Consider the following 23,127-nt stretch of genomic DNA (forward strand, 5'->3'; position numbering starts at 1 on the left):
TTTTTTAATCCGAAGGAATAATTATCATAATTAACATCAAACTATACTCATCTATCTATGGAGAAGTGGAGGTTGCATCATGAAAGATACGGAGATTGGTACATTATCAAGCCGGTTGGAAGTTAATATTGCTAATTTGTACCAATTGATGGGGGAAAGCTCTGATGTAGTCATAAAAGAGTTGCAGATAGAAGAAAACACTCATATTTCTTTGGTTTACATAGATGGTCTTGTGGATACTCAGGTGCTGCATAATTCAATTTTGTATTCCTTGCAGGAACACATTCCTTACGAACAGCTGAGGGGGCTTTCTCCCGAGCAGAAGTTTGAGATGATTAAGAAACAGATATTAATAGCCGGCGATATAGCCGTCATTGACGATTACAGCCAATTTATTCATCATTTATTGTCCGGTAATATAATGCTGCTGCTTGACGGGTTATCCAGCGCTCTGCGGATCGGCTTACCAGGCTGGGAAGATCGTAATGTAGGGGAGCCTAGCTCACAGTCGGTTGTTCGGGGTCCAATGGAAGGATTCACTGAGAATTTACGGACGAATACGGCACTGGTTCGGCGAAAAATCAAAGATAGCCATTTATGGCTGGAAACCGTTCAGATCGGAAGGGTGACTCAAACCAGCGTATCCATTATGTATCTAAGTAACATTGCGAATAAGGAACTGGTGCAAGAGGTAAAGCGCCGTCTGAATAAAATAGATACGGACAGTATTCTCGAGAGTGGATATATTGAAGAGTTTATTCAAGAGACGGCAGTTACACCTTTTCCTACCGTATACAACAGTGATCGTCCAGATACGATTGCAGCGGGTATTTTGGAAGGAAAAGTGGCCATTCTTGTTGATGGAACTCCTTTTGTACTGTTGGTGCCCACATTTTTTGTGGCATTTTTCCAGTCAGCTGAGGATTATTACCAAAGGGCCGATATTGGAACATTGCTGAGATTAGTTCGTTTTATTTCATTTTTTATTACTTTGCTTGCCCCTTCATTGTATGTTGCGATTACTACCTATCACCAGGAGATGATACCGACCAATCTTGTAATCAGTTTAGCTGCCCAGCGGGAGAGTGTTCCTTTTCCTGCTTTTATTGAGGCGCTGATCATGGAAATGACTTATGAAATTTTGCGGGAGGCCGGGGTGCGGATACCCAAAAATATTGGTCAGGCGATTTCCATTGTCGGAACGCTGGTGATAGGACAAGCCGCGGTAGCAGCGGGTTTTATTTCATCCGCAATGGTCATTATTGTATCGCTAACAGCCATTTCTAGTTTTGTTATTCCGGAGACAGGAATGTCTATTGCTGCGCGGATGATCCGTTTTGTGCTTATAGCTTTGGCCGGATTTATCGGATTATATGGAATTCTCTTCGGTATTTTCATCATCGTATTGCATTTGTCGAGCCTGCGTTCTTTCGGAATGCCTTATATGAGTCCGCTCGGACCGTATAATTCCAAAGATTTAAAAGACTCTATTTTTCGCTTTCCGTGGCCGTTTTTAAAGACAAGGCCTGCTGAGAATAAGACGCAGAACCTGTTTCGTCAAAGCACATCCAGTGATAAGGAACCAACAAAATGAATAAAAAATTAGTTAGAGGCGTTCTTCGATTAATGATAGCTCTCCAATTTACGTTAGTGCTAAGCGGCTGTTGGGAAAGAAATGAGCTGAATGAGATAGCTTTTGTCTTGGGGATAGGGATTGACAAGGCAGAAAAAGGTTATACCGTTTCGATGCAGGTCGTTATTCCATCTGCGATTTCCTCTCAAACGAATGGAGGAGGGGGAGGCAGTGGAGTCCCAGTGGTTGTATATAAATTTACTGTACCTACGTTTTATGATGCGCTGCGTAAGCTGAATCTGGATAGCTCTAGGTCAAGTTATCTCGGTCATATCCGGGTGTTGGTGATTGGGGAGGAGCTTGCCCGCACCGGAGTGGGTGAGATACTCGATGTATTTAAAAGAAGTCGGGAACCCCGGATGGATTTCTACGTTATGGTTGCCAGAGATACAACCGCCAGCAATGTCTTGAATGTCCTTACACCTATGGATAAATTACCAGCGAACAAATTATTTAGTTCCTTGGATAATTCTTATAAAGATTCAGCAAAAACAGTCGCTGTTACACTGGATGATTTTATTGAGAATTTATTGTCTGAAGGCGAGAATCCTGTGCTAACCGGAGTGAAAATTATAGGCGATCCCAAAGATGGAGAGGACAAAAGCAATGTAGAGCGAACAATGCCTAAGGCAAGATTGGAATACCATACTGTAGCTGTATTCAAAAAAGACAAGTTGATCGGTTGGCTAACCGAGGGAGAAACGATTGGTTACAATTATATCAACGATAAGGTAACCGCACATTCTGGCCCGATCGCAGGGGAAGACGGAAAGCCCATTGTAATCGAAGCGATCCAGGCTACAACTAAACGCAAAGTGAAAATCATTAATGGGGAGCCGCATATTTACCTTAGTGTTAAGACGCTTTGCAATATTGAAGAAGTGCAAAGTGTAGAAAATTTGGAATCGGAAAGCACTATAAAACGTTTGGAAAAGGAAACAGAGGAGCGGATTATAGAGCGGATGCAAAAAACTGTGGAGCATGTAAATGATCGTTTCAATGTTGATATTATGGGATTCGGACAATCGATCTACCATGCCAGCCCTAAAGCTTGGGCAAAGCTGCAGCAACAAAAGGGGGACGATTACCTTAAATCATTGCCCATCCATTACAAAGCCTCAGCAGTTATTAACCGCGTGGGTCTCACAGATAATTCTTTTCTTGAAAAAATCAAGGAGTGAAGTCAGATGCTAGTACTGTTATTCTCGGTGATTGCTGTAGGTTGTATGGCACTTGATTTGCCTAAATTAATGCGAAAGCGCCGAGTGCGTGATCTTAGCGTATATTTTATTTTTTGGATTTTGGGTCTTGGTGCGACCTTCTGCTCGTTGTTAAAATTGAACATCCCCAGTCCGCTGTTTCTTATTATTTTTATCTATAAGCCAATAAATAATTTATTTGGATTATTGTTTCATTAACAAAGAAGCTGCAAATATCGCAGCTTTTTTTGTTGCATCATCTAGAAGTTTTTTCCTTAAATTTAAGAATATTTCATGGGATGAAAAATGAGAGGTTGACCATATTTGTCAGTGGGGCATATGATTTGGAATGAACAATTTTTAAGTAAGCTTACGGCTTTACTTGTCTAGAAGCTTGCTCCTTGTTGGATGTATTGTATACTAACAAATGGAAAGAAAACGGTTACAAGGGGGAAGAAATGAAACCAATATTCAAAATTATGATTGTTGATGACGAGATGCTAGTAAGACAAGGAATCAAACATCTTTTGGATTGGGAGAATGAAGGGTATCGAATTGTTGGTGAGGCTGCTAACGGTCTTGAAGCACTAAATATGATGGATGAGGTCAGCCCACATATCATCATTACAGATATTGTTATGCCAATAATGGGCGGAGAGAAACTGGTTAAGATTGTTAAGGAGAAATACCCTCATATTGAAGTAATCGTCTTAAGTAGTTTCAGTGAATACGATTATGTCCGATCCACATTTCAAAGTGGGGTAGCGGACTACATTCTGAAGCCAAAGCTGGAAGCTGATTATTTGTTATCCATCCTAAATAAAACCACTGCTAAATTGGTAGGGATGGAGATGTCCGATCAAGGAACGGAACCTGGCGAAAAGCAAATTTTGCTAGTTATCGAGAAGCTTATGACCGGATATGAGTCTGGGATTGAACATGCTTTGCTTCATGCGAAGTTTCCACACCCACTATTCGCTTTCTTCGGAGCGGATATGAGACATATTAAAGATTCTGGGGATAGGTTAACTTTCACACAGAAAATAGAAAAAGGGCTTAGTACGCTCCCTTTGGGTGATACAGTGTCTATTCGGTTGAAGTTTGTCAATGATTCAGTTATTTATTTGCTTAATGCAAACCCGGAACAGTGGGACGAGCTTGTTATAGAGCTTCGATATCTGGTCTCGGAAATGGATCATTGGGCGAGAGAAACACATTTCGTTATCAGCCAAAGCTTTACGGATTTTAATAAGCTGGGAGAGATTTATCGAGACAATTATTTAAAGCTTACACGATACAGTTTCTACTTGCCGGATCGAAGCTTAATTGAAAACGATCATTTGCCCAGCCTTCCGAGAGCCTATCAGGAATATGATATGGGCGAATTAATGGAACAACTGAAACGTAAGCAATACCAGAAGGCATTTACTGGATTTCTGGAATATGTTCATCTCCGTTCGATGGATTATCGGACCGATATTTTCGAATTCAAATCGTTATTGGGGAATTTCATATTTAACGTAGCGACCACACTTGGAAAAATGAAGTACGAGACTGGAGGCTTGGAGGCATCCAAATACGATTTCTTTCGAAAAATAGATGAAGCGATGTATGCCGGAGACGCAATCGCTGTTGCTGAAGCCTTTATTCGCGAAGCTGAACGTGCGATTGGTGAGACGAACCTAACGACCAATCCCAATATGACCCGATTGCTTGAATACATTCAGACTCATTACGCTGATCCCATCACGTTGACTGGGGTTGCACGGCAGTTTCATTTCAACGCTTCTTATTTATCGAGCCATTTCACTGCTCAGAATGGTGAAGGATTTAATGAATATTTGAATAAGGTCCGGTTGGAGAAAGCCATGGAGTTACTCGTGACGACGGAAAAAACAATTTCTGATATCAGCGCTAGTGTGGGGTATTCGGATCAGAGTTATTTTACTAAAGTGTTTAAGAAACAGGCTGGTATTTCTCCGAGCCAGTACCGAAGACGGGACGTAGAGCGACCATGATTGGAACTATCATTAACAAGATTAGAAAGCAGGGCCTATTTCTTAAGCTTTTTCTTGTGACCCTCATAAGCATTGTTGCTGTATCCCTGCTGACTTTGTCTATTACCATCCGTATGTCAGAAAATTTATTCTTAAAGACCTTCAGCATAACGAATGGCAAACTACTAAATCAGATGAAGACAAACTTGGAGTCCTACAACAACGTTGTAGCTACGGGTGCTACAATGACAGCTCAGAAAGGTGCCATCCGCAGCTATTTGTCTGGGGGAGAGACGGATTCATTGACACTCGCTATCAAAACCTACCAGATGACAGAAAGCATGCGGGCAGTCCGCTCCAACCTAAGTGCTTTTGATGTGGGGATTATGATTGTAGGTGCGAATGGCAGAAGTTACTCAACTGACCCTTGGTATTGGTCTGCTACTGCTGAAGAATTGAAGAACCACCCGATTACGAAAGCGACAGTGGCTCATCCGCAGCAAATTCTGTACCAGCTTTATCAAAAAGAGGATGGTCAAACCCATAAGAAAGAGATCATGTTAGTGGCTTCTAAAGCTCTATTTGATCATTCGACCGGCAGTATCTATGGCACTATGTACATTGCAATTCGTGATAGCGATTTCAAGGCCTTCTATGCCAATTTTACGAGTGAAGGTAATGATGTTGTGTTGCTGAATGCAAAAGGGCAAATCGTATCCAGCAACAGGACAGAGCTGATTGGACTGAACGATCAACAGCTGCTTCAAGAAGTAGTTGACGAACAGAGCACAGGAGACAATGGAGAATCTGTCTATGTGATGGGGAATGAACGGGTAGTATTCTCGGAATACTTGCCTGAATTTGATGTTTATTTGGTGAATCTGATCGATAAAAAAGCTGTGACCGGGCAGATGGTTAATGCCAAAGCAGTGTCGTTGACGATCATGGCTATCGTAGCCATTTCGCTTATTATTGTATTTTTAATTACAAGGAAAATGACGAAGTCCCTGCGTGTACTCGTTGAACAGATGTCGAGTATTCCTAAGGGGGGATTCGATAACCACGTGGATGTCGCTACTAGTAGTTATGAAGTTAAGGAGCTAGGCAATGCCTTTAATTTTATGCTTGATTCCCTACATGATTATGTTGATCGGTTGATGGAGACCCAGAAGCAGCAGCGTAATGCGGAGCTGGCCGCTCTTCAAATGCAGATCAATCCCCATTTTTTATACAATACACTGGCTTCTATCAAATTTCTGGTGCAACAGGGCAACAAAGAAAAAGCAGCTGGCACGATAAATTCGCTAATCTCACTCCTGCAAAATACTGTCAGTGATGTTCAATCCACTATACCTGTTAGTCAGGAATTAGAATCGCTGAAGCATTATGTATATATCAATCATGTAAGGTACGGCGAGAAGATCCGCGTGAATTATTTTGTGGAGCCTGAAAGCTTGGATTATCATATGCCAAAGCTAATTCTGCAGCCTTTTATCGAAAATGCGTTCTTTCATGCATTCAATCTTAAAGATGAGGGAAGAATTCTAATCATGATCGCCGTTCAGGAAGATCAGCTTGTATGCGAAGTTGTAGATAATGGTGACGGGATGGACCTTGATCCTAATTTTCTGAAAGAAGAACAGTTGCCAGCCTCGAAGCACAAACGCCAATTGTTCTCCGGGATCGGTATACGGAATGTTGATGACAGAATCAAATTGCTGTACGGAGAGAGTTACGGTATTAACATTACAAGCAAACGAAATGAAGGTACGAAGATCATAATTACGCTTCCATTGTTAAAAGGCTAAAAAATTTACAAAAATCTAAAATTAGTACCAGCGTCGATCTCAGAGGGAAAATAGAATCCAATAATAACACCAAAGCTAACAAAGATACTGCCAAAGAAAGCGAATACAAAATGATAATATGGAATTGTAGCAGAGAAAACGCTTCCATCTTTATTATTTTACAGATTAACAAGGGGGTTACGAAGTGAAAAAATTATTATCCGTGATGCTGGCTAGTGTGGTTCTACTTTCGGCATGTTCCTCAGGTGGAACGAAAAACGAAACGGGCAACTCCGGAAGCGAAGGTAGCAGTAAGCCACAAGAAATCACAGTTTGGGCTTGGGACCCAGCGTTTAACATTGCAGCCATGAATGTTGCCAAAGAAGCTTATGCGAAAGTCAATCCAGACATAACGGTAAACGTCGTAGAGAACGCGCAGGCTGATATCGTGCAAAAGCTGAACACAGGGCTGAACTCTGGATCTACGAAGGGTCTTCCTAACATTGTATTGATCGAGGATTACCGTGCGCAAAGCTTTTTACAAGCGTATCCGGATTCCTTTTATGAATTGACTGATGTTGTAAAAGCCGCTGATTTTGCGGATTATAAGATTGGCCCGACCAGTGTTGACGGCAAGCAATACGGTGTTCCGTTTGATTCTGGTGTGACTGGAATGTATGTACGGACAGACTATCTTGAGCAAGCAGGCTACAGCCTGGATGCACTACAGGATATCGACTGGAAGCAATATATCGAGATCGGTAAAGCTGTAAAAGAAAAAACCGGCAAAAGCATGATCACACTGGATCCCAATGATCTTGGACTTATCCGGGTCATGATTCAATCGGCGGGTGCATGGTATACGGGTGAAGACGGTCAGACTCCGACCATTGCAGACAACGCTGCTTTGAAAGAGGCACTTGTATTGTACAAAGAAATGATGGATTCCGGCATCGTGAAAGTTAACTCAGACTGGAGCCAATTTGTAGGCGCATTTAATAGCGGTGAAGTGGCAACCGTGCCGACGGGTAACTGGATTACCCCTTCAATTAAAGCCGAAGCTTCCCAATCCGGTAAGTGGGCAGTAGCTCCACTTCCTAAGCTGGCAGCAACAGCAGGCTCCGTCCATGCATCTAACCTTGGGGGCAGCTCCTGGTATGTAATGAATGTAGATGGTAAAGAAGCCGCTGCGGAGTTCCTTGCAAAAACATTTGCTTCTGATGCTGATTTGTATCAGACGTTGAATACAAAAGTTGGTGTTATCGGCACTTTAAAAGCTGCGGCAAGCGGAGAAGCTTATTCAGCAGCGGATGAATTTTTCAAAGGTCAAAAGGTTGTATCAGATTTTGCGGCATGGACCGAGCAAATTCCTAACGTCAACTACGGCATGAACACTTACGCAATAGAGGACATTATGGTTGTAGCAGTGCAATCTTATCTTGGTGGAAAAGATGTAGATACTGTTCTGAAAGATGCCCAGAAGCAAGCAGATACCCAAGTTCGCTAATCACACTTAGGCTGTACAATCTAAGCCCTTGCTTCTACTTCTCCTGTAAATTGGATTTCTACAGAAGGATGGGTAGCAGGGGCTTTCATCTCTAATAAATCAGACAGAAGGGTGTGAAGTGGAGTGGAAAATGTAAAGCCAGGGCTAAGCTCTCAAAGACATAAAAGCTCTAAGGGTCAACGGCAGATCCATCTGACAGGTTGGTTATTCGTTATTGTGCCGGTAATTATGATCAGTATTTTCTATTTCTATCCAATGATTCAAGCCTTAATTCTATCCTTCAAGACAGGTAGAGGCAACAATCTTCATTTTACCGGCCTTGATAACTATATTCGGCTGTTTAGCGACACCACTTTCCTTACAGCCGTCAAAAACACTTTTATTTACTTGATTATTCAGGTCCCAGTTATGCTGGTGCTGGCGCTCTTTATCGCTGTGCTGCTAAATGACGAAAGACTGAAATTTAAAGGGTTTTTCAGAACGGCCATATTTCTGCCAACGGTAACTTCACTTGTAGCCTACTCCGTTGTTTTCAAGTACATGTTTGGAGCCGAAGGTATCGTCAATAAATTTCTGGTGAATCTGCATCTAATCAGCGAACCGATTCAATGGATTACTGACCCCTTCTGGGCCAAAGTCACTATCATTATCGCTATCACTTGGCGCTTTACTGGCTATAATATGATTTTCTATTTGTCCTCACTGCAAAATGTCGACAAATCAATATATGAGGCTGCTCATATAGATGGTGCGAGTGCATTTACACAATTTTTCAAAATTACAATTCCCCTATTGAAGCCGATTATCTTGTTCACGACGATCACATCGACCATTGGTACCCTTCAGTTGTTTGACGAGGTGGTTAACATCACGAAAGGTGGACCCGGCAATGCAACCATGTCGATTTCCCAATATATTTATAACCTTTCCTTTGAATACACACCTAACTTTGGATACGCTGCAACCGTCTCCTATTCGATTGTTGTAATGGTGCTCATTCTGACGCTTATTCAGAACAAAGTAGGAGGGGATAAGAGATAATGAAAACCAAACGCATGTTTACTTACGTTTTTCTAATCATCGCTGCGCTGATCTCTATCTTTCCATTTATCTGGATGGTTATAAGCGCCACGAACCAGTCGGTTGATGTAACCAAAGGAACATTGTTGCCGGGTGCACATTTAGTGAAAAATATAAACAATCTATTTAGTTCAGTGGATATGTGGCAGGCTCTCTGGAACTCTGCAAAAATCTCTGTGGTGACTACTGTGCTTTCACTGCTAGTCGCATCGGCGGCTGGATATGGTTTTGAAATGTACCGCAGCCGGAGTAAAGATATCGTATTCAATATTTTACTTGCTTCAATGATGATTCCATTTGCGGCGATCATGGTACCTCTATTTCAAATGTTCGCAAAAGTATCTAGTGTAGTGCCTTTTCTGGGCATCGATACAGCATCGGCGGTCATTCTTCCGACATTTACAACAGCATTTCTAATTTTCTTCTTTCGTCAAAGTACAAAAATGTTTCCTAAGGATATGATGGAGGCTGGGCGCATCGATGGTCTTTCGGAATTTGGTTTGTTCTTCCGCATTTATATGCCAACGATGAAATCAACTTACGCCGCCGCAGCGATTATCACATTTTTAAACAGCTGGAACAATTATCTGTGGCCTTTGATCGTATTGCAATCACCAGAAAATATGACTGTGCCTCTTCTTATCTCGAATCTAGGCTCAGGTTATGCCCCTGACTATGGTCTGATCATGTCTGCGATTGTCATTACAACCTTGCCGACAGCACTAGTGTTTTTCATGATGCAAAAGCAATTTGTAGCTGGGATGACAGGTTCGGTTAAATAAGTTAGCGATCATGTTATGAATAGAGGAGGAAATATAGATGAAGCAGCAGGTTGAACGAAACCTCACTCCAAGTCTGGAATGGTTATCAGACCCTTCCATTTATGCAATAGGCAGAGTGCACGCGCATTCTGACCATCGATATTACCAAACGAAAAATGAAGCCGAAGCGCTTGGAGAAATGCCCTGGCGCCACAGCCTGAACGGCAGCTGGAAATTTAGCTATGCCCAAAATGCCATGGAACGACAGGTTCATTTTTATAAGGAGAACGTGTCTTGCAGAGGCTGGAAGGATATTAAAGTTCCCGGTCATATCCAACTTCAGGGTTATGGACAGCCACAGTACGTGAATACGATGTATCCATGGGACGGTCATGAGCATCTTAGACCTCCAATGATCTCTGAGGACCACAATCCTGTAGGCAGCTATGTCAAATATCTTGAAGTTCCTGCGGGCTGGGAGCAACGTCCGGTGTATATATCTTTTCAAGGAGTTGAATCGGCTTTTTATATATGGCTAAACGGGGAATTTGTTGGCTATAGCGAAGATAGCTTTACACCGAGTGAATTTGATTTAACATCGTACTTGACGGAAGGTGAAAATAAGCTGGCGGTCGAAGTCTATCAGCGCAGCACGGGGAGTTGGTTGGAGGATCAGGACTTCTGGCGCTTTTCGGGAATCTTTCGTGAGGTGTATCTATACACCGTGCCGGATGTTCATGTGCGGGATCTCCATGTTCAAACCGATTTGGATGAAAAGTTTGAGCAAGGAACGCTGACGGCTGTCATGCAATTGATAGGTAAGTCTGCCTCAAAAGTGCTCCTTGAGCTTAAGGATAGAGCAGGTAATCTTGTGGCTAGTACTGAAAGTGAAGTTTCAGGAGATTCCCTTTCGCTTACGCTTGCGGCAACAAAGGTGCAGCTGTGGAGCGCTGAAGCTCCTAATCTGTATACCCTTTACGTCTCTGTTTACAACGCATCCGGGGATCTTGTAGAAGTTGTGCCGCAAAAAATTGGTTTTCGGAAATTCGAAATGATAGATAAGATTATGCACTTAAACGGCAAACGTATTGTATTTAAAGGTGTCAACCGACATGAGTTTAATCCGCGCTTTGGACGCAGCATTACAAAAGAAGATATGCTGTGGGACATAAAAACCTTAAAGCAGGCGAACATCAACGCTGTGCGGACCTCGCACTATCCGAATATGACACTCTGGTATGAGTTGTGTGATGAATACGGAGTCTATGTCATTGACGAGATGAATTTAGAGTCGCATGGATCATGGCAGAAAATGGGGGCCATTGAGCCGTCTTGGAACATCCCCGGCAATAAGCCTGAATGGCAGGATATCGTGATGGATCGTGCGGTTTCCATGGTAGAGAGAGACAAAAACCATCCCTCCATTCTAATTTGGTCCTGTGGGAACGAATCTTTTGCAGGAGAAGTAATTTTGAACGTAGCCAATTATTTTCGAGAGAAGGATCCTACTCGTTTGGTTCATTATGAAGGGGTGTTCCATAACCGTGAATATGATGATTCGAGCGATATGGAAAGCCGCATGTATGCGAAAGCGGCAGATATTGAAAGATATTTAACAGAAGATCCGTTAAAGCCATATATTAGCTGTGAATACATGCATGCGATGGGTAATTCCGTCGGGGGACTGCATAAATACACAGAGCTAGAACAGAAGTATCCAATGTATCAGGGTGGATTTATCTGGGATTATATGGATCAGGTGATTATAAAAAATGATCGATACGGTAAGCCCTTCATGGCTTATGGAGGAGACTTTGATGACCGTTCAACCGATTACAACTTCTCCGGTAACGGAATTGTGTATGCGGATCGGAGATGGTCGCCAAAAATGCAGGAAGTGAAATTTCTGTATCAGAACGTCAAGCTGCTCCCGGACAGTCAGGGTTTTACAATCAGAAATGAAAACTTATTTGTGGGCTTGGATGCTTATGAATTACAATACGCTCTGAACTATGAGGGTAGGGTCATCCAGCGTGGAACTGTATTCGCTCAGGTTAATCCGGGCGAGGAAAAATATGTACAAGTGGATCAACCTGATATTAAGAATCAGCCTGGCGAGTATAGCTTGGATGTTTCACTTGTCCTGAAGGAAAATTCATTATGGGCGAATAGCGGTTATGAAATCGCTTTTGGCCAGCATGTTTTTCAAGTGGCAAATACGTCAGCCGAGGAGTCTTTAACAGATGCTAAGATAACATCTGTCGTGAATGATTTTCGCGTGGTTGAAGGAGATGTGAATATTGGCGTACATGGTCGCGACTTCTCCGTAATGTTCTCAAAGCAGGCGGGTACATTAATTTCTGTTAAATATTCAGGGCAGGAAATGATCTCTTCACCGCCCGCACCGCTCTTCTGGAGAGCAATGACAGACAATGACAAGGGGGCAGGAATGCATTTCGACTCTTCCCCTTGGTATGCAGCAAGCTTGACCCGTAGAACGTTAAGCTTCGAACTCGTGGAGGAGAAAGACCGTGTGACGGTGACTTACGTGTATAAGCTTAGTGTATCAGAGGAGGTACGTGTAAGTGTAACTTACACAGTGTTCTCCGATGGAAGCATACAGGTGAAATCAAGCTACCATGGAGCAGCGGGTTTACCAAAGCTTCCGATCTTCGCTTTAAGCTTTAAGGTGCCAGCGGATTATCACCAGCTGAATTGGTATGCAAATGGGCCGGAAGAAAATTATATCGACCGTGCGTGTGGGGCGAGATTGTGTCGCTTCCAGAATCATGCGGTGGACAATGTGTCGTCCTATTTGGTGCCGCAGGAATCGGGCAACCGCACAGGTGTGCGCGAAGTATCGATTAAGAACGATTATGGCCAAGGCATTATAATATCGGCACCCGCTACAGCCCCTGTTGAAGCCAATATCTCGCCTTACTCGGCAATGGAGCTGGAGAATGCGACACATCATTATGAGCTGCCGAACGTCCACTATACCGTTGTTACCATTGCTGGACGTCAAATGGGTGTAGGCGGGGATGACAGCTGGGGAGCTCCAGTTCTTGATGAATATCAAATCAATCCATCCTTAGATATGGATTTTGAATTTACAATTCGCAGAGCATGATGATAAAAATTCAACAGGCTCGGTTCAATGTTAAATTTGAACCGAGCTTTTTTTATGCTCGTTATAATTCCTTATAATTTGAGCTCAGTAAAACCTTATAAAGTCCTTAGATTTGCTATATATGATCAACGTATAGCAAATGAGAGGATGATGTAGGATGGGAGAGTATATTTTACAAACTAATAATTTATCCAAGAGTTTCAGGGGGCAGCGTGCGGTTAGCGATATCAGCATAACCGTAAAAACTAATTCGATTTATGGACTGCTAGGCCCAAACGGCGCAGGTAAATCGACGACTCTAAAAATGATAACAGGGATTCTTCGAGCGACGTCAGGACAAATTTTATTTGACGGTCATCCATGGACACGTAAGGATTTACTACACATTGGAGCGCTGATTGAGTCCCCGCCACTTTACGGGAATTTGACTGCTGCCCAAAATTTGAAGGTACATACGACAATATTAAACTTACCGGATTCTCGGATTCGGGAAGTTCTTGAAATTGTTGATTTAACAACAACAGGCAAAAAAAGAGCGGGACAATTCTCTATGGGCATGAAGCAACGTCTCGGGATTGCGATCGCCTTGTTAAATCAACCTAGACTCTTGATTCTGGATGAACCGACAAATGGGCTTGATCCGATTGGGATTCAGGAATTACGTGAGCTTATACGCTCATTTCCTGCACAAGGGATTACCGTCATCTTATCGAGTCATATTCTTCATGAGGTGGAGCAAATTGCCGATCATATTGGGATCATTAGTAATGGTGTTCTAGGGTATCAGAATGCAATATATCCTGGTGATGATTTGGAGGAATTGTTCATGGAAGTCGTGACTCGGAACAGACAGGAGGTAACAAGATGATCCACTATCTGTTATCCGAAAATCTTAAATTCAAACGAACATTTTCGAGAAAATTGATTGTCGTGGTGCCACTGTTTTTTCTTCTATTTTCATTTTTCACACAACAGAACCTGCAAACGGAAGACCACTATTTTATGGAAATGGTATTTAATTGGTGGCCGCTGTTATTCATGACCATAGGATCTGCTTTGTTGTCTACACTATCGAATAACAAGGATCGTAAGGCTGGAGGGTACCGTAGCTTAAGCAGTCACGGAATTAGTATCGCTAAACTTTGGCTCAGTAAAATAATTGTGGTGTCATATTATTTGCTGCTGTCTTCGCTGCTCCTTATTGCAGTAATGTACCTATCTGGTCTTTTGTTTCCTTTGGGTGCAGCACCCTTATCTGAAATTACAACAGCCGCTATTGTTGTTTGGTTGACCTCTTTGGGGATGATTCCAATCTATCTATTCTTAGCCGAACAATTTGGGGCGGTAGTATCTATTCTTACAGGTCTGTTTGGGATGATTGTGAGTGTACTAGCAGCGGATCAACCTTCATGGATTTATGTTCCGTGGAGTTGGGCTTTAAGGTTAATGTGTCCGATTGTTGGTGTGCGTCCCAATGGTGTGGCTCTTTCAGCACAGGATGCTCTAAGAGACTCTTCGGTTATTTTACCTGGAATTGTGGTGTCGCTTGTATTCTTTTTGGTAACCCTCACCTTAACTAGCTGCTGGTTTAGTAGAAGAGAGGTGCGATAGAGATGGTGATACTCCGACTATTACAAGCTGAATGGTTGATGACTAAGCACACTGCAATTCGTTGGTTGATATTCCTTGTTCCTGTTCTATATCCGATGATGGTACTTTGGTATTTTTCACAGCGTGCGGATCAGCTTCACATCTATGATGGTTATTTTTCATTACTAGCCTTTGGGTTGCCTGTTGGGATAGGATTATTCTCTGCTTTAATGAGTGGTTTAGAGGAGGGGGCAGGGGGATTCTATAATCTATTAAGTGCTCTTTCACGTCCGAAGTGTTATATAAGAAAACTAGGGTTCATAATCTTGGCGATGATATGGATCGTATTCGGTTCAACATCAATTCTAATACTGGGCATGAAAAAAATTTTGCATATAGAGCGGATACAATATCTAATATTCTGGCAAGGAGCTTGTTGGGTAGTAGGCACTGCTCTAATCTTAATGATCTTTCATCTCATCTTAAGTTATGCTGGAGGCATGGGACTTTCTCTAACGGTGGGTAGTGCAGGTACGCTAATTGCAGCCATCGTAGGTGGAACAATTGTAGGAGATAAAGTGTGGTTATACATACCGTGGGCCTGGTCGATGCGGATGATTCAACTTCCCTTATTTTATGCACAACCCAACGGGCTCATTGAAACGGAAGTATTGAAGCTGCAACTTCTTCATTCCGTACCTGCTATACTTATTAGTACAATGGTAATGGCAGTGTTAGGCTTGATATGGTTTCATTACTTTCAGGGTAGGAAATCATATGAATAAATAGGAGTGAGGTCACTGGCTAATATTTTAATAATAGATGATGAACCTGATATTTTGGCGCTAGTAAATAATATTCTTAGCAAAGATCACCATAGGGTTACGATAAAAACAAGTGCACGACATATGCCTTTGAATGAGTACTCGACATTTGATTTAATCCTGTTGGACGTGATGATGCCAGATATCGATGGTTTTGAGCTCTGTACTCAAATCAGGGATATCGTAGACTGTCCGATTCTGTTTCTTACAGCTAAATCAATGGAAACGGATATTATGTTTGGACTTAGTGTAGGTGCAGATGACTATATCGTGAAGCCTTTTCGCGCAGGCGAGTTGAAGGCTCGGGTGAACGCTCATTTGCGGCGTGAAAATCGAGGGAAAAATCATATGTTAAGCGCATCTGGAGTGAAATTCAATCTCTCGGCAAAGGAGATTTTTGTTGATAAAGAGAAAATAAATCTCACTAAAAGTGAATATCAGATATGTGAATTTCTTGCTAGAAATAAAGGTCAGGTTTTTTCCAAAGAACAAATTTATGAATCGGTTTATGGCTATGACAGAGAAAGCGATAGCTCAACTATTACAGAACATGTGAAAAATATCCGCAGTAAGCTGAGTGCGAGGGAGGTTTCACCGATTGAAACCGTTTGGGGGATAGGTTACAAATGGGTGTGAAACGAATACGGCTCCGTACAGTCTTCATTCAATATTTATTATCATTAGGTGCGTGTACTCTATTATTGGCATTTCTGTGTTTAGGGGTATTTACTCTCTTAATGCAGTATGGAATGATTGTTCCAGCAAACCATACCGAGCAATCCATTGCAAAGTCTTGGGATGTTTTGCAGCGTGCGCCACAAATTACGGAAGAAATGATCCCTTGGGGAGCGGAATATGCGGTATTGGATCAGCAAAAGAATTATATTTCAGGAAATATTCCTAAAGAACGCGCTCTAGATATATTGCAGAAGAATCAAAGCAGTTGCAATCTCATGGGTACAAACTGCAGCGATGTGATTGAGCGGGAGCATGAGGTTATCGTACTGCAATATGCGATCGTACCGCAGTTCACCTCGAATTTTCTGCATAACACGCTGCCTAATCCGCAATTAACGCTATTGCTGTTTTTTGTAGTTCTGATGTTACTGGAAGTTATTCTGATTTCTGGATTTTTCGCTCGAAGACTGAGTCAAAAAATGGCTTCCTTGCAGGAAGCTGCACATCACATTGAAGCTAAGAATTTGGATTTTACTGTCGTGTATTCTGGGGTCAGTGAAATTGATGAGGTGCTATCATCCCTGGAACAGCTGAGAGAGGAATTGAAAAAGTCGCTAGAACAGCAATGGAATCTGGAACAAATGAAAAAAGAGCAGATTTCTGCGCTTGCCCACGACATTAAGACTCCTCTTACGATTATTCAAGGAAATGCAGATTTGCTGATAGACTCAGATTTAGCAGAGAATCAGCAAGAATATATAGGGTATATTTCCAAAAATGCAGATCAAATCGAACAATACATGGCAACACTCATTGAGATTTCTAATACAAGAAAACAAATTTCTCCCCGCTCTAAATGGGTTGCAACGGATGCCTTTATCCAGCAAATTCGTATGCAGTTAGATGCGTTGGTTGTCCCTAAGCGTCTTCAGATAGAATTTCACCAGGACAATAATCTGCCCCCTGAGGTGTTGATTGACGATGAGCTACTTCATCGGGCTATGATGAATGTACTCGCTAATGCGGTAGAGTATTCCCCCTATGAGAGTGTGATTTATTTGCAGGTTGAGGCAAAACAAGATCGGTGGAGTATAACGGTAACAGACAGTGGATCAGGATTTACAAGTGAGGGACTCCAATCAGCAGTTAAGCAGTTTTATCAAGGGGACAGTAGCCGTACCTCCAAAAGTCACTATGGATTGGGACTTTACATTGCCGACACCATTGTCAGGCAGCATCAGGGTAGTCTGCATATTAGCAATTCTCCCCTGACGGGTGGAGGTCAAGTTCGAATCGACGTCCCAGTTCGTGGAGTTAGGTAGAGGTTTATTACACCTCTTAGAATAACATTGGATAAAACTTCTGGTTTATCTGATGAAATTCTAAGGGGTGTATTTTTTATGACGATCAAAACCAAATTCTCAATTGTTGGAAAAGTAGATTAAAATATTGATTGCTATATACAATTAAATACAATAAAGTTGTCATATAGAGGATAATTTTGTCGATTTTTCTGCAAAAATGTTCCAATCCACATTGTATCAGGTGACATTAGGGTCTATGAGGTTCAAATCCTCTTCCTGAAAAAGACATAAGAAAGTGGTGCGCATAATGAGTAGCAACAGATTTGAAAACAAAGTAGTTATTATTACGGGTGCTGGTACCGGAATCGGAAAAGCTACAGCATTGAGAGTAGCAAGAGAGGGTGGTACTGTAGTAGTTGCCAATCGATCAGATGCTGGCGCTAACACAGTCGAAGAAATCAAAGCTTTAGGTGGAGAAGCGCTGTTTGTGCGGTCAGACGTTTCAGTTGAAGCAGACTGCAAAAATATCGTAGATCAAACCTTAGCAGCTTATGGAAAGATTGATTGCCTTTATAATAACTCAGCAATTACAGGAGATAATGCGGATGTTACAGAATATGATCCGATATTGTTTCAAAAGGTGATTCAGACAAATCTTAATGGCCAATTCTACATGTTGCATTATGCATTACCACATATGAAATCCGGTGCTTCCGTTCTAAACTGTTCCTCCTTGCATGGTATTTTTATTGGGATGGCAAATGATGCAGCTTATTCAGCAAGTAAACACGCCATTGTGGGCATGACTAAATCGGTTGCTAAAGAAGTGGGTCACCGTAATATCAGAGTAAATGCTATTTGCCCTGGTCCTATTCCTACACCAACCATGAACAGATACGAAAAGCTGTTGTCTGATGATGTAGAGATGCTTCAATCTCTTATCGCTTCTGGAACGGCTTTGGGCAGATATGGTACGCCTGAGGAAGTAGCTGCTTTTGCATGTTTCCTTCTAAGTGATGAGGCTTCATTTATTACAGGTACAGCACATGTGATTGACGGGGGCTACTCCGCAACTAAGTAATTAGACGGATTAATTTACTTATATAAGCATTTAGTATTGAAGGCTTTGCGGCGTATTCCTGTTCGAATATCCTGTAGGATGAATGGACTGGAGTTGGAAGGCGCACGCAGAGCCTTTTTTAGTTGTTTCTAAACGATAACGGAATTACACAAGTGTGAATGAAATTAAGGCAAATATAACCATGGATATGTTGGAATTTGTAGAAATTTGTATTTTAATATAAATAAAAAAAGAAATTTGTCGATAATAATATAGGTAATAGGTATGAGTTAAAATATATTAGAAAGGATGTTGCAATAAAACGATACAGGAAATAGATGTCATTAACTATTGATTGTAACGATATGGCATCATTTAAACAAGGCAGTTTGTTCCAAACCCAGTTGCCAAAAGTAGAAGTTACTGAAAAGCCTGGGCAGAAATTTTTTGTCTGTTGGAGTTACATACATTACTTTCTATTATTAAAAAATAACTATTAAAACTTGGAGGAATACAATTATGTCATACACAATTAAATACAACAAAAGTGAAAACCACATCGATGTAGTATCTATCGATTTTTCTGCTGAGGATGTTCCAGGATACTTGAAAGATTTTGAGAATATCATGAAGCTTGTTAGTCCTAAATTTACAGGTACAACTGATGTAACTGAATCTGCAAGTGTACTTTCCCCTGAAGTTGCAGCAATGTTGGCTCCAACAGGTGAGATGGCGAAAGCAGCTGGCCAAGCAGGATGGGCTTATGTAACTAAAAACCCAATTTGGAAAATGCAATTGAAACGTATTTTTGGCAGAGATTTTGCTGATGCTTACGATACCTATGAAGAAGCTAGAACAGTACTGAAAAAATTGCAATAATCTAATAAATAGAGTTAGCAAAAAGTGCGGAGAGCTTTCTCCGCACTTTTTGTTTTATCTATATTTAAAATTGAAAATCTTCATCCTTCAGTGGCTCCACATTAAGCGCCCGGACATATCCGTTGCCTTTCTTCGAGAAGAAGTCATGCTGCTTGGTGTGGGTGCTGATCCCGTTCTGAACAATCGGGTTGATCTCTTCCTCGTCAAATAGCGGATCATGGCCCAGATTCATCATCGCTTTATTGGCATTGTATCTTAGAAAAGTCTTAACCTCGTCCACCAATCCGATAGGGGCATAGATCTGCTCGGTATAACGCTCTTCATTCTCATGCAGCAGTCGAAGCAATTCTACCAGCGTATGGTGAAGTTCGCGTTGCTCGTCTTCTGGGAGCCCGTCAAAGATCTCCTGTGCCAGCACGCCGACATATACCCCATGGATGCTCTCATCCCGTAGAATAAGGTCGATGATCTCACCGCTGCAAGTCATTTTGCCCTGCCCAGCCAGATATAGGGGATAGAAGAAACCACTGTAGAACAAGTAGCTCTCGAGCAGCACGGAGGCTGCCATGGCGAGGTACAGGTCTTTTGGTGAGTCTATGTTTTTGTAATATTGTGAGATGGTCTCCGCTTTGAACTGGAGGAAGGGGTTCTCTTCTACCCAGCGGAATACACTGTCGATCTCCTCTGTAGAGGACAAAGTGGTGAAAATACTGCTGTACGATTTGGCGTGAATTTGTTCCATCATACCCATGAAGCCCAGTACGGCTTTACGTTGAAGGCCTTCGACATGCTCCATAATCTGTGGCATTCCGACTCCGCCTTGAATCGTATCCAGCAGTGTCAGACCGCCCAGCACCTTCATATAGGAGTCCTTTTCTTGCTCACTGAGCGTGAGCCAGGACATTTTATCATCGGATAATGGAATTTCATCGTCCGTCCAGAATTGCATAATGTTCTGATTCCAGAACATCAATGAGAAATCGTCGTCGGGACGGTTCCAGTTAACGGCTTGGATAGCGGTCATAATATTGCAATCTCCTTTTCTGCGGCTATAGCCTTCCTTTTAGATCGAGCAGGTGAGGCATTCCTCGACGGACAGCTTTTTGGTCCGTGTGTAATACAGCGACTTCAAGCCTTTATGCGCCGCATACAGGTAGGAGCGGGCCAGTTCTCTGGTGGAAACATCACTGTTAACATGCAGAACTGTCGAGATACCCTGGTCGATATGGGGCTGAATTTCCGCGATCAGATCGATTACCTTGAACTGGTCCATCTGGTAAGCCGATTTATAGAAAAACACATTGTCCGGCCGCAGGTACGGCATCGGATAATAAGTAGTTGAATTAGCATAAGTCCGAGTCTCAATCTGCTCAACAATCGGCATAACGCTTGAAGTGGCGTTTTGGATATAGGAAATGCTGGCCGTTGGCGCAATCGCCAAACGGTAAGCATGGTATAGGCCATTTGTTTTTACCGCATCCCGCAATTGTTCCCAGTCTGCTGGGGATGGGATATAAATATCTCCGAATAACTCTTGTACCCTTGGGGTAGCCGGGCGGTAATCAGTAGTCAGGTAACGCTCGAAATAAGCTCCCGTAGCATAATCAGAAGCCTCAAATCCATGGAAAGATCGGCCCGTTGCGGCAGCGATTTCCATGCTTTTCTCCAGCGAGTGGAAATTCATAGTCATAAAGAAGGTCCGGGCAAAATCGCGGGCCTGCTCGCTTTCATAAGCAATGTTGTTCTTAGCCAGATAGCCGTGCAGATTCATGACGCCAAGACCGACAGAGTGCATTTCCTTGTTTGCTTTGGCTACGCCTGGGGCATTGGAAATACTGGTCATATCGCTAACAGCGGTCAGGGCGATCATGCCCTCATGTACGGATTCACGGATTTTGCCATGTTCCATCACGTTAACAATGTTCAAGGAAGCCAGATTGCAGCTTACATCGCGGCGGATTGTACTCTCCTGTCCGTAGTCGGCAATCTCTGAGGTCTCCTGCAGTTGAAAGATTTCAGTACAAAGGTTGGACATTTTGATCTGTCCGACGTTTTTCAGGGCATGGGCCGCATTGGCATTGCTCTTGTTCATGATATATGGATAGCCAGATTCCAGCTGGATCATGGCAATTTTGGTCAGCATATCCCGTGCGCTCATAGCTTTCTTCTTTTTGACACGTGGATCGGCCAGCAGCTTATCATACATGTCATCCAGATCCATATCGTCGAGATGCGTGCCGTAGGCTTTGTACACACTGTAAGGAGCAAATACATGCAGCGCTTCATTGTCCTTCGCCAGCTTATAGAAGCGGTTTGGAATAATCAGGCCGATGGACAGGGTTTTGAGTCTTGTTTTTTCGTCAGCGTTGATTTTCTTGCTGTCGAGGAATTCCAGAACGTCCCAGCCAAAAATATTGTAATAGGCTGCTCCTGATCCTTTACGTTGACCCATCTGATCTGCATAGGAGAAGCCGTCTTCCATCAGCTTGAGTACAGGTATAATTCCCTTCGCAGCATCCTCAACACCCTTGATAGTTTCACCACGGGAGCGTAGCTTGGATAGGTTAACGGCCACACCGCCACCGATCTTCGACAACTGCATGCAGGTATTCAGCACATAGTTGATGGAATTGAGCGAGTCGTCCATTTCGATTAGGAAGCAGGAGACGAGCTCACCACGCCGGCTCTTACCGGCATTTAAGAAGGTTGGTGTCGCAGGTTGCAGGCGCTGTTCCATCATCGAACGGGCAAGTACCCCCGCAGTATCGGCGTTGCCGCGTCCCAGGTGAAGGGCGACTGCCGCCACACGGTCCGGATAATGCTCCAGATATTGTTTGCGGTCATTGGTTTTTACAGCGTAATCCGTGTAGAATTTCGAAGCTGCCATATAAGATGGAAAACTGAAGTTGTAGGCATGGGTAATCTGGTAGACTTCTTCAATTTCCGCCGTGCTGTACTGTTCATAAAAATTCTCGTAGAAATCCTGTTCAATCATATAATCAACCTTGGCTTTTGTATTCGCAAAAACCAGACTCCGCCGCTCTACATCCCGCATAAATTCGGCTACTGCCTCAAGATCTTTGTCTAGCTGAAAGAAGCCACTTTCGTCTCTCTTCATCAACATGTTGTTTAATTCAATATGCCGCAACCCGGCTCACCTCCTGTTTAATCCGTTCTACATCGCCAAATGTACCCGATAACTCAAATTTACCGATAACGGGCACGTTATACCGATCTGCAATCAAGTCCGCGCTGTGCGCGAACAGCTCGCCCCAGTTCTTATTGCCGCTGGCGGCGATGCCCTTAAGATTGGCATTATTGTTCTTTAAGAAAGTAGACACCTTTTCTGGAATCTGTCCAAAGCCGGTGGTATATGTAATAAGCACATAGGGCTCATCAATCGTCATATGCTCCTCAATCTGCACAGCCGGCAACTTAAGTTTGCTGATGAAGCGTCTGACATTTCCTGTTTTTGAATCATACGCGACTAGCATGGTGTCTGTCCCCCTGTAAATATTAAAAACTATTGAAAATAGTATGAAAACTGAATGGATAAGCTATAAATTCTGAAAAATCGTATCTATACTATATTTAGTGTGCGTTGTTTATTTTAATTACTATATGTTGAAAAGTCAATATGGGAACAGCAGTCTTAATAGCTGGGAAAGTGTCTCGTAAGCGGTTTTTTGGTAGACTTT

The 23,127-nt window shown here is 42.6% G+C and carries 19 protein-coding genes; 16 read left to right on the top strand and 3 right to left on the bottom strand.

The window, feature by feature from the left end; genetic code table 11:
* Nucleotides 1-79: 79 nt before the first annotated feature.
* From NST58_RS07725 to NST58_RS07800, 16 genes are all read left to right on the top strand, one after another.
* Nucleotides 80-1,594, top strand: a complete 1,515-nt coding sequence (locus tag NST58_RS07725; protein ID WP_076282262.1) for a spore germination protein — start codon at nt 80-82, stop codon at nt 1,592-1,594.
* Complete coding sequence (locus NST58_RS07730; RefSeq protein ID WP_076125410.1) at nt 1,591-2,814, top strand: Ger(x)C family spore germination protein; 1,224 nt, start codon at nt 1,591-1,593, stop codon at nt 2,812-2,814. The genes NST58_RS07725 and NST58_RS07730 overlap by 4 nt, the downstream gene beginning before the upstream one ends.
* A 6-nt stretch (nt 2,815-2,820) precedes the next feature.
* On the top strand, nt 2,821-3,051 hold the full coding sequence (locus NST58_RS07735) for a hypothetical protein (protein WP_076125408.1): 231 nt from the start codon (nt 2,821-2,823) through the stop codon (nt 3,049-3,051).
* Nucleotides 3,052-3,290: 239 nt separating this feature from the next.
* Nucleotides 3,291-4,850: a helix-turn-helix domain-containing protein gene (locus NST58_RS07740; RefSeq protein ID WP_076305474.1), complete on the top strand. Its 1,560-nt coding sequence runs from the start codon at nt 3,291-3,293 to the stop codon at nt 4,848-4,850.
* Nucleotides 4,847-6,637 carry a sensor histidine kinase gene (locus NST58_RS07745; RefSeq protein WP_076192957.1) on the top strand — a complete coding sequence of 597 codons (1,791 nt, stop codon included), beginning with the start codon at nt 4,847-4,849 and terminating at the stop codon, nt 6,635-6,637. Before NST58_RS07740 ends, NST58_RS07745 begins: the two co-directional genes overlap by 4 nt.
* Before the next feature lie 184 nt (nt 6,638-6,821).
* Nucleotides 6,822-8,123 (top strand): extracellular solute-binding protein, encoded by a 1,302-nt coding sequence (locus NST58_RS07750; RefSeq protein WP_076125404.1) that lies wholly within the window; start codon nt 6,822-6,824, stop codon nt 8,121-8,123.
* A 228-nt stretch (nt 8,124-8,351) separates the two neighbouring features.
* Entirely contained in the window at nt 8,352-9,164 is an 813-nt protein-coding gene (locus tag NST58_RS07755) for a sugar ABC transporter permease (RefSeq protein ID WP_232061505.1), read from the top strand.
* The gene (locus NST58_RS07760) at nt 9,164-9,985 is read left to right on the top strand and encodes a carbohydrate ABC transporter permease (RefSeq protein ID WP_076185385.1); all 822 of its coding nucleotides are present in this window, start codon (nt 9,164-9,166) and stop codon (nt 9,983-9,985) included. The genes NST58_RS07755 and NST58_RS07760 overlap by 1 nt, the downstream gene beginning before the upstream one ends.
* Before the next feature lie 37 nt (nt 9,986-10,022).
* The gene (locus NST58_RS07765; protein WP_339247151.1) at nt 10,023-13,094 is read left to right on the top strand and encodes a glycoside hydrolase family 2 TIM barrel-domain containing protein; all 3,072 of its coding nucleotides are present in this window, start codon (nt 10,023-10,025) and stop codon (nt 13,092-13,094) included.
* Nucleotides 13,095-13,251: 157 nt separating this feature from the next.
* Nucleotides 13,252-13,962 carry a lantibiotic protection ABC transporter ATP-binding protein gene (locus NST58_RS07770; RefSeq protein ID WP_248547803.1) on the top strand — a complete coding sequence of 237 codons (711 nt, stop codon included), beginning with the start codon at nt 13,252-13,254 and terminating at the stop codon, nt 13,960-13,962.
* Nucleotides 13,959-14,705, top strand: a complete 747-nt coding sequence (locus tag NST58_RS07775) for a lantibiotic immunity ABC transporter MutE/EpiE family permease subunit (protein ID WP_339247156.1) — start codon at nt 13,959-13,961, stop codon at nt 14,703-14,705. Before NST58_RS07770 ends, NST58_RS07775 begins: the two co-directional genes overlap by 4 nt.
* A gap of 2 nt (nt 14,706-14,707) precedes the next feature.
* On the top strand, nt 14,708-15,469 hold the full coding sequence (locus tag NST58_RS07780) for a lantibiotic immunity ABC transporter MutG family permease subunit (protein WP_076219009.1): 762 nt from the start codon (nt 14,708-14,710) through the stop codon (nt 15,467-15,469).
* 15 nt (nt 15,470-15,484) lie between these two features.
* Nucleotides 15,485-16,144, top strand: coding sequence for a response regulator transcription factor (locus tag NST58_RS07785; protein ID WP_339248754.1), 660 nt, complete (start codon nt 15,485-15,487; stop codon nt 16,142-16,144).
* 101 nt (nt 16,145-16,245) lie between these two features.
* A complete protein-coding gene (locus NST58_RS07790) occupies nt 16,246-17,508 on the top strand; it encodes a HAMP domain-containing sensor histidine kinase (RefSeq protein ID WP_339247160.1) in 1,263 nt (420 codons plus the stop codon).
* A 289-nt stretch (nt 17,509-17,797) separates the two neighbouring features.
* Nucleotides 17,798-18,571, top strand: a complete 774-nt coding sequence (locus NST58_RS07795) for an SDR family NAD(P)-dependent oxidoreductase (protein ID WP_036675873.1) — start codon at nt 17,798-17,800, stop codon at nt 18,569-18,571.
* 498 nt (nt 18,572-19,069) lie between these two features.
* On the top strand, nt 19,070-19,429 hold the full coding sequence (locus tag NST58_RS07800; protein WP_036675871.1) for a hypothetical protein: 360 nt from the start codon (nt 19,070-19,072) through the stop codon (nt 19,427-19,429).
* Nucleotides 19,430-19,493: 64 nt separating this feature from the next.
* On the opposite strand, the gene nrdF is transcribed toward NST58_RS07800, so the two are convergent.
* Genes nrdF through nrdI form a run of 3 tightly spaced genes read right to left on the bottom strand, consistent with a single transcriptional unit; the run spans nt 19,494 to nt 22,923 of the window.
* Nucleotides 19,494-20,453 (bottom strand): class 1b ribonucleoside-diphosphate reductase subunit beta, encoded by a 960-nt coding sequence (gene nrdF, locus NST58_RS07805; protein ID WP_076099522.1) that lies wholly within the window; start codon nt 20,451-20,453, stop codon nt 19,494-19,496.
* Between the two features lie 39 nt (nt 20,454-20,492).
* The gene (gene nrdE, locus NST58_RS07810) at nt 20,493-22,577 is read right to left on the bottom strand and encodes a class 1b ribonucleoside-diphosphate reductase subunit alpha (RefSeq protein ID WP_339172188.1); all 2,085 of its coding nucleotides are present in this window, start codon (nt 22,575-22,577) and stop codon (nt 20,493-20,495) included.
* A complete protein-coding gene (gene nrdI / locus NST58_RS07815; RefSeq protein ID WP_036675861.1) occupies nt 22,564-22,923 on the bottom strand; it encodes a class Ib ribonucleoside-diphosphate reductase assembly flavoprotein NrdI in 360 nt (119 codons plus the stop codon). Before nrdI ends, nrdE begins: the two co-directional genes overlap by 14 nt.
* Nucleotides 22,924-23,127 lie beyond the last annotated feature (204 nt).

Origin of the sequence: Paenibacillus sp. FSL R10-2796, assembly GCF_037965315.1 — a bacterium.
Classification (GTDB): domain Bacteria; phylum Bacillota; class Bacilli; order Paenibacillales; family Paenibacillaceae; genus Paenibacillus_AQ; species Paenibacillus_AQ odorifer.

What these genes read in the sequence shown, in the direction of transcription:
- NST58_RS07725 (WP_076282262.1), top strand. Translation starts at nt 80, where the DNA reads ATGAAAGATACGGAGATTGGTACATTATCAAGCCGGTTGGAAGTTAAT.
- NST58_RS07730 (WP_076125410.1), top strand. Translation starts at nt 1,591, where the DNA reads ATGAATAAAAAATTAGTTAGAGGCGTTCTTCGATTAATGATAGCTCTC.
- NST58_RS07735 (WP_076125408.1), top strand. Translation starts at nt 2,821, where the DNA reads ATGCTAGTACTGTTATTCTCGGTGATTGCTGTAGGTTGTATGGCACTT.
- NST58_RS07740 (WP_076305474.1), top strand. Translation starts at nt 3,291, where the DNA reads ATGAAACCAATATTCAAAATTATGATTGTTGATGACGAGATGCTAGTA.
- NST58_RS07745 (WP_076192957.1), top strand. Translation starts at nt 4,847, where the DNA reads ATGATTGGAACTATCATTAACAAGATTAGAAAGCAGGGCCTATTTCTT.
- NST58_RS07755 (WP_232061505.1), top strand. Translation starts at nt 8,352, where the DNA reads ATGATCAGTATTTTCTATTTCTATCCAATGATTCAAGCCTTAATTCTA.
- NST58_RS07760 (WP_076185385.1), top strand. Translation starts at nt 9,164, where the DNA reads ATGAAAACCAAACGCATGTTTACTTACGTTTTTCTAATCATCGCTGCG.
- NST58_RS07765 (WP_339247151.1), top strand. Translation starts at nt 10,023, where the DNA reads ATGAAGCAGCAGGTTGAACGAAACCTCACTCCAAGTCTGGAATGGTTA.
- NST58_RS07770 (WP_248547803.1), top strand. Translation starts at nt 13,252, where the DNA reads ATGGGAGAGTATATTTTACAAACTAATAATTTATCCAAGAGTTTCAGG.
- NST58_RS07775 (WP_339247156.1), top strand. Translation starts at nt 13,959, where the DNA reads ATGATCCACTATCTGTTATCCGAAAATCTTAAATTCAAACGAACATTT.
- NST58_RS07780 (WP_076219009.1), top strand. Translation starts at nt 14,708, where the DNA reads ATGGTGATACTCCGACTATTACAAGCTGAATGGTTGATGACTAAGCAC.
- NST58_RS07790 (WP_339247160.1), top strand. Translation starts at nt 16,246, where the DNA reads ATGCAGTATGGAATGATTGTTCCAGCAAACCATACCGAGCAATCCATT.
- NST58_RS07795 (WP_036675873.1), top strand. Translation starts at nt 17,798, where the DNA reads ATGAGTAGCAACAGATTTGAAAACAAAGTAGTTATTATTACGGGTGCT.
- NST58_RS07800 (WP_036675871.1), top strand. Translation starts at nt 19,070, where the DNA reads ATGTCATACACAATTAAATACAACAAAAGTGAAAACCACATCGATGTA.
- nrdF (WP_076099522.1), bottom strand. Translation starts at nt 20,453, where the DNA reads ATGACCGCTATCCAAGCCGTTAACTGGAACCGTCCCGACGACGATTTC.
- nrdI (WP_036675861.1), bottom strand. Translation starts at nt 22,923, where the DNA reads ATGCTAGTCGCGTATGATTCAAAAACAGGAAATGTCAGACGCTTCATC.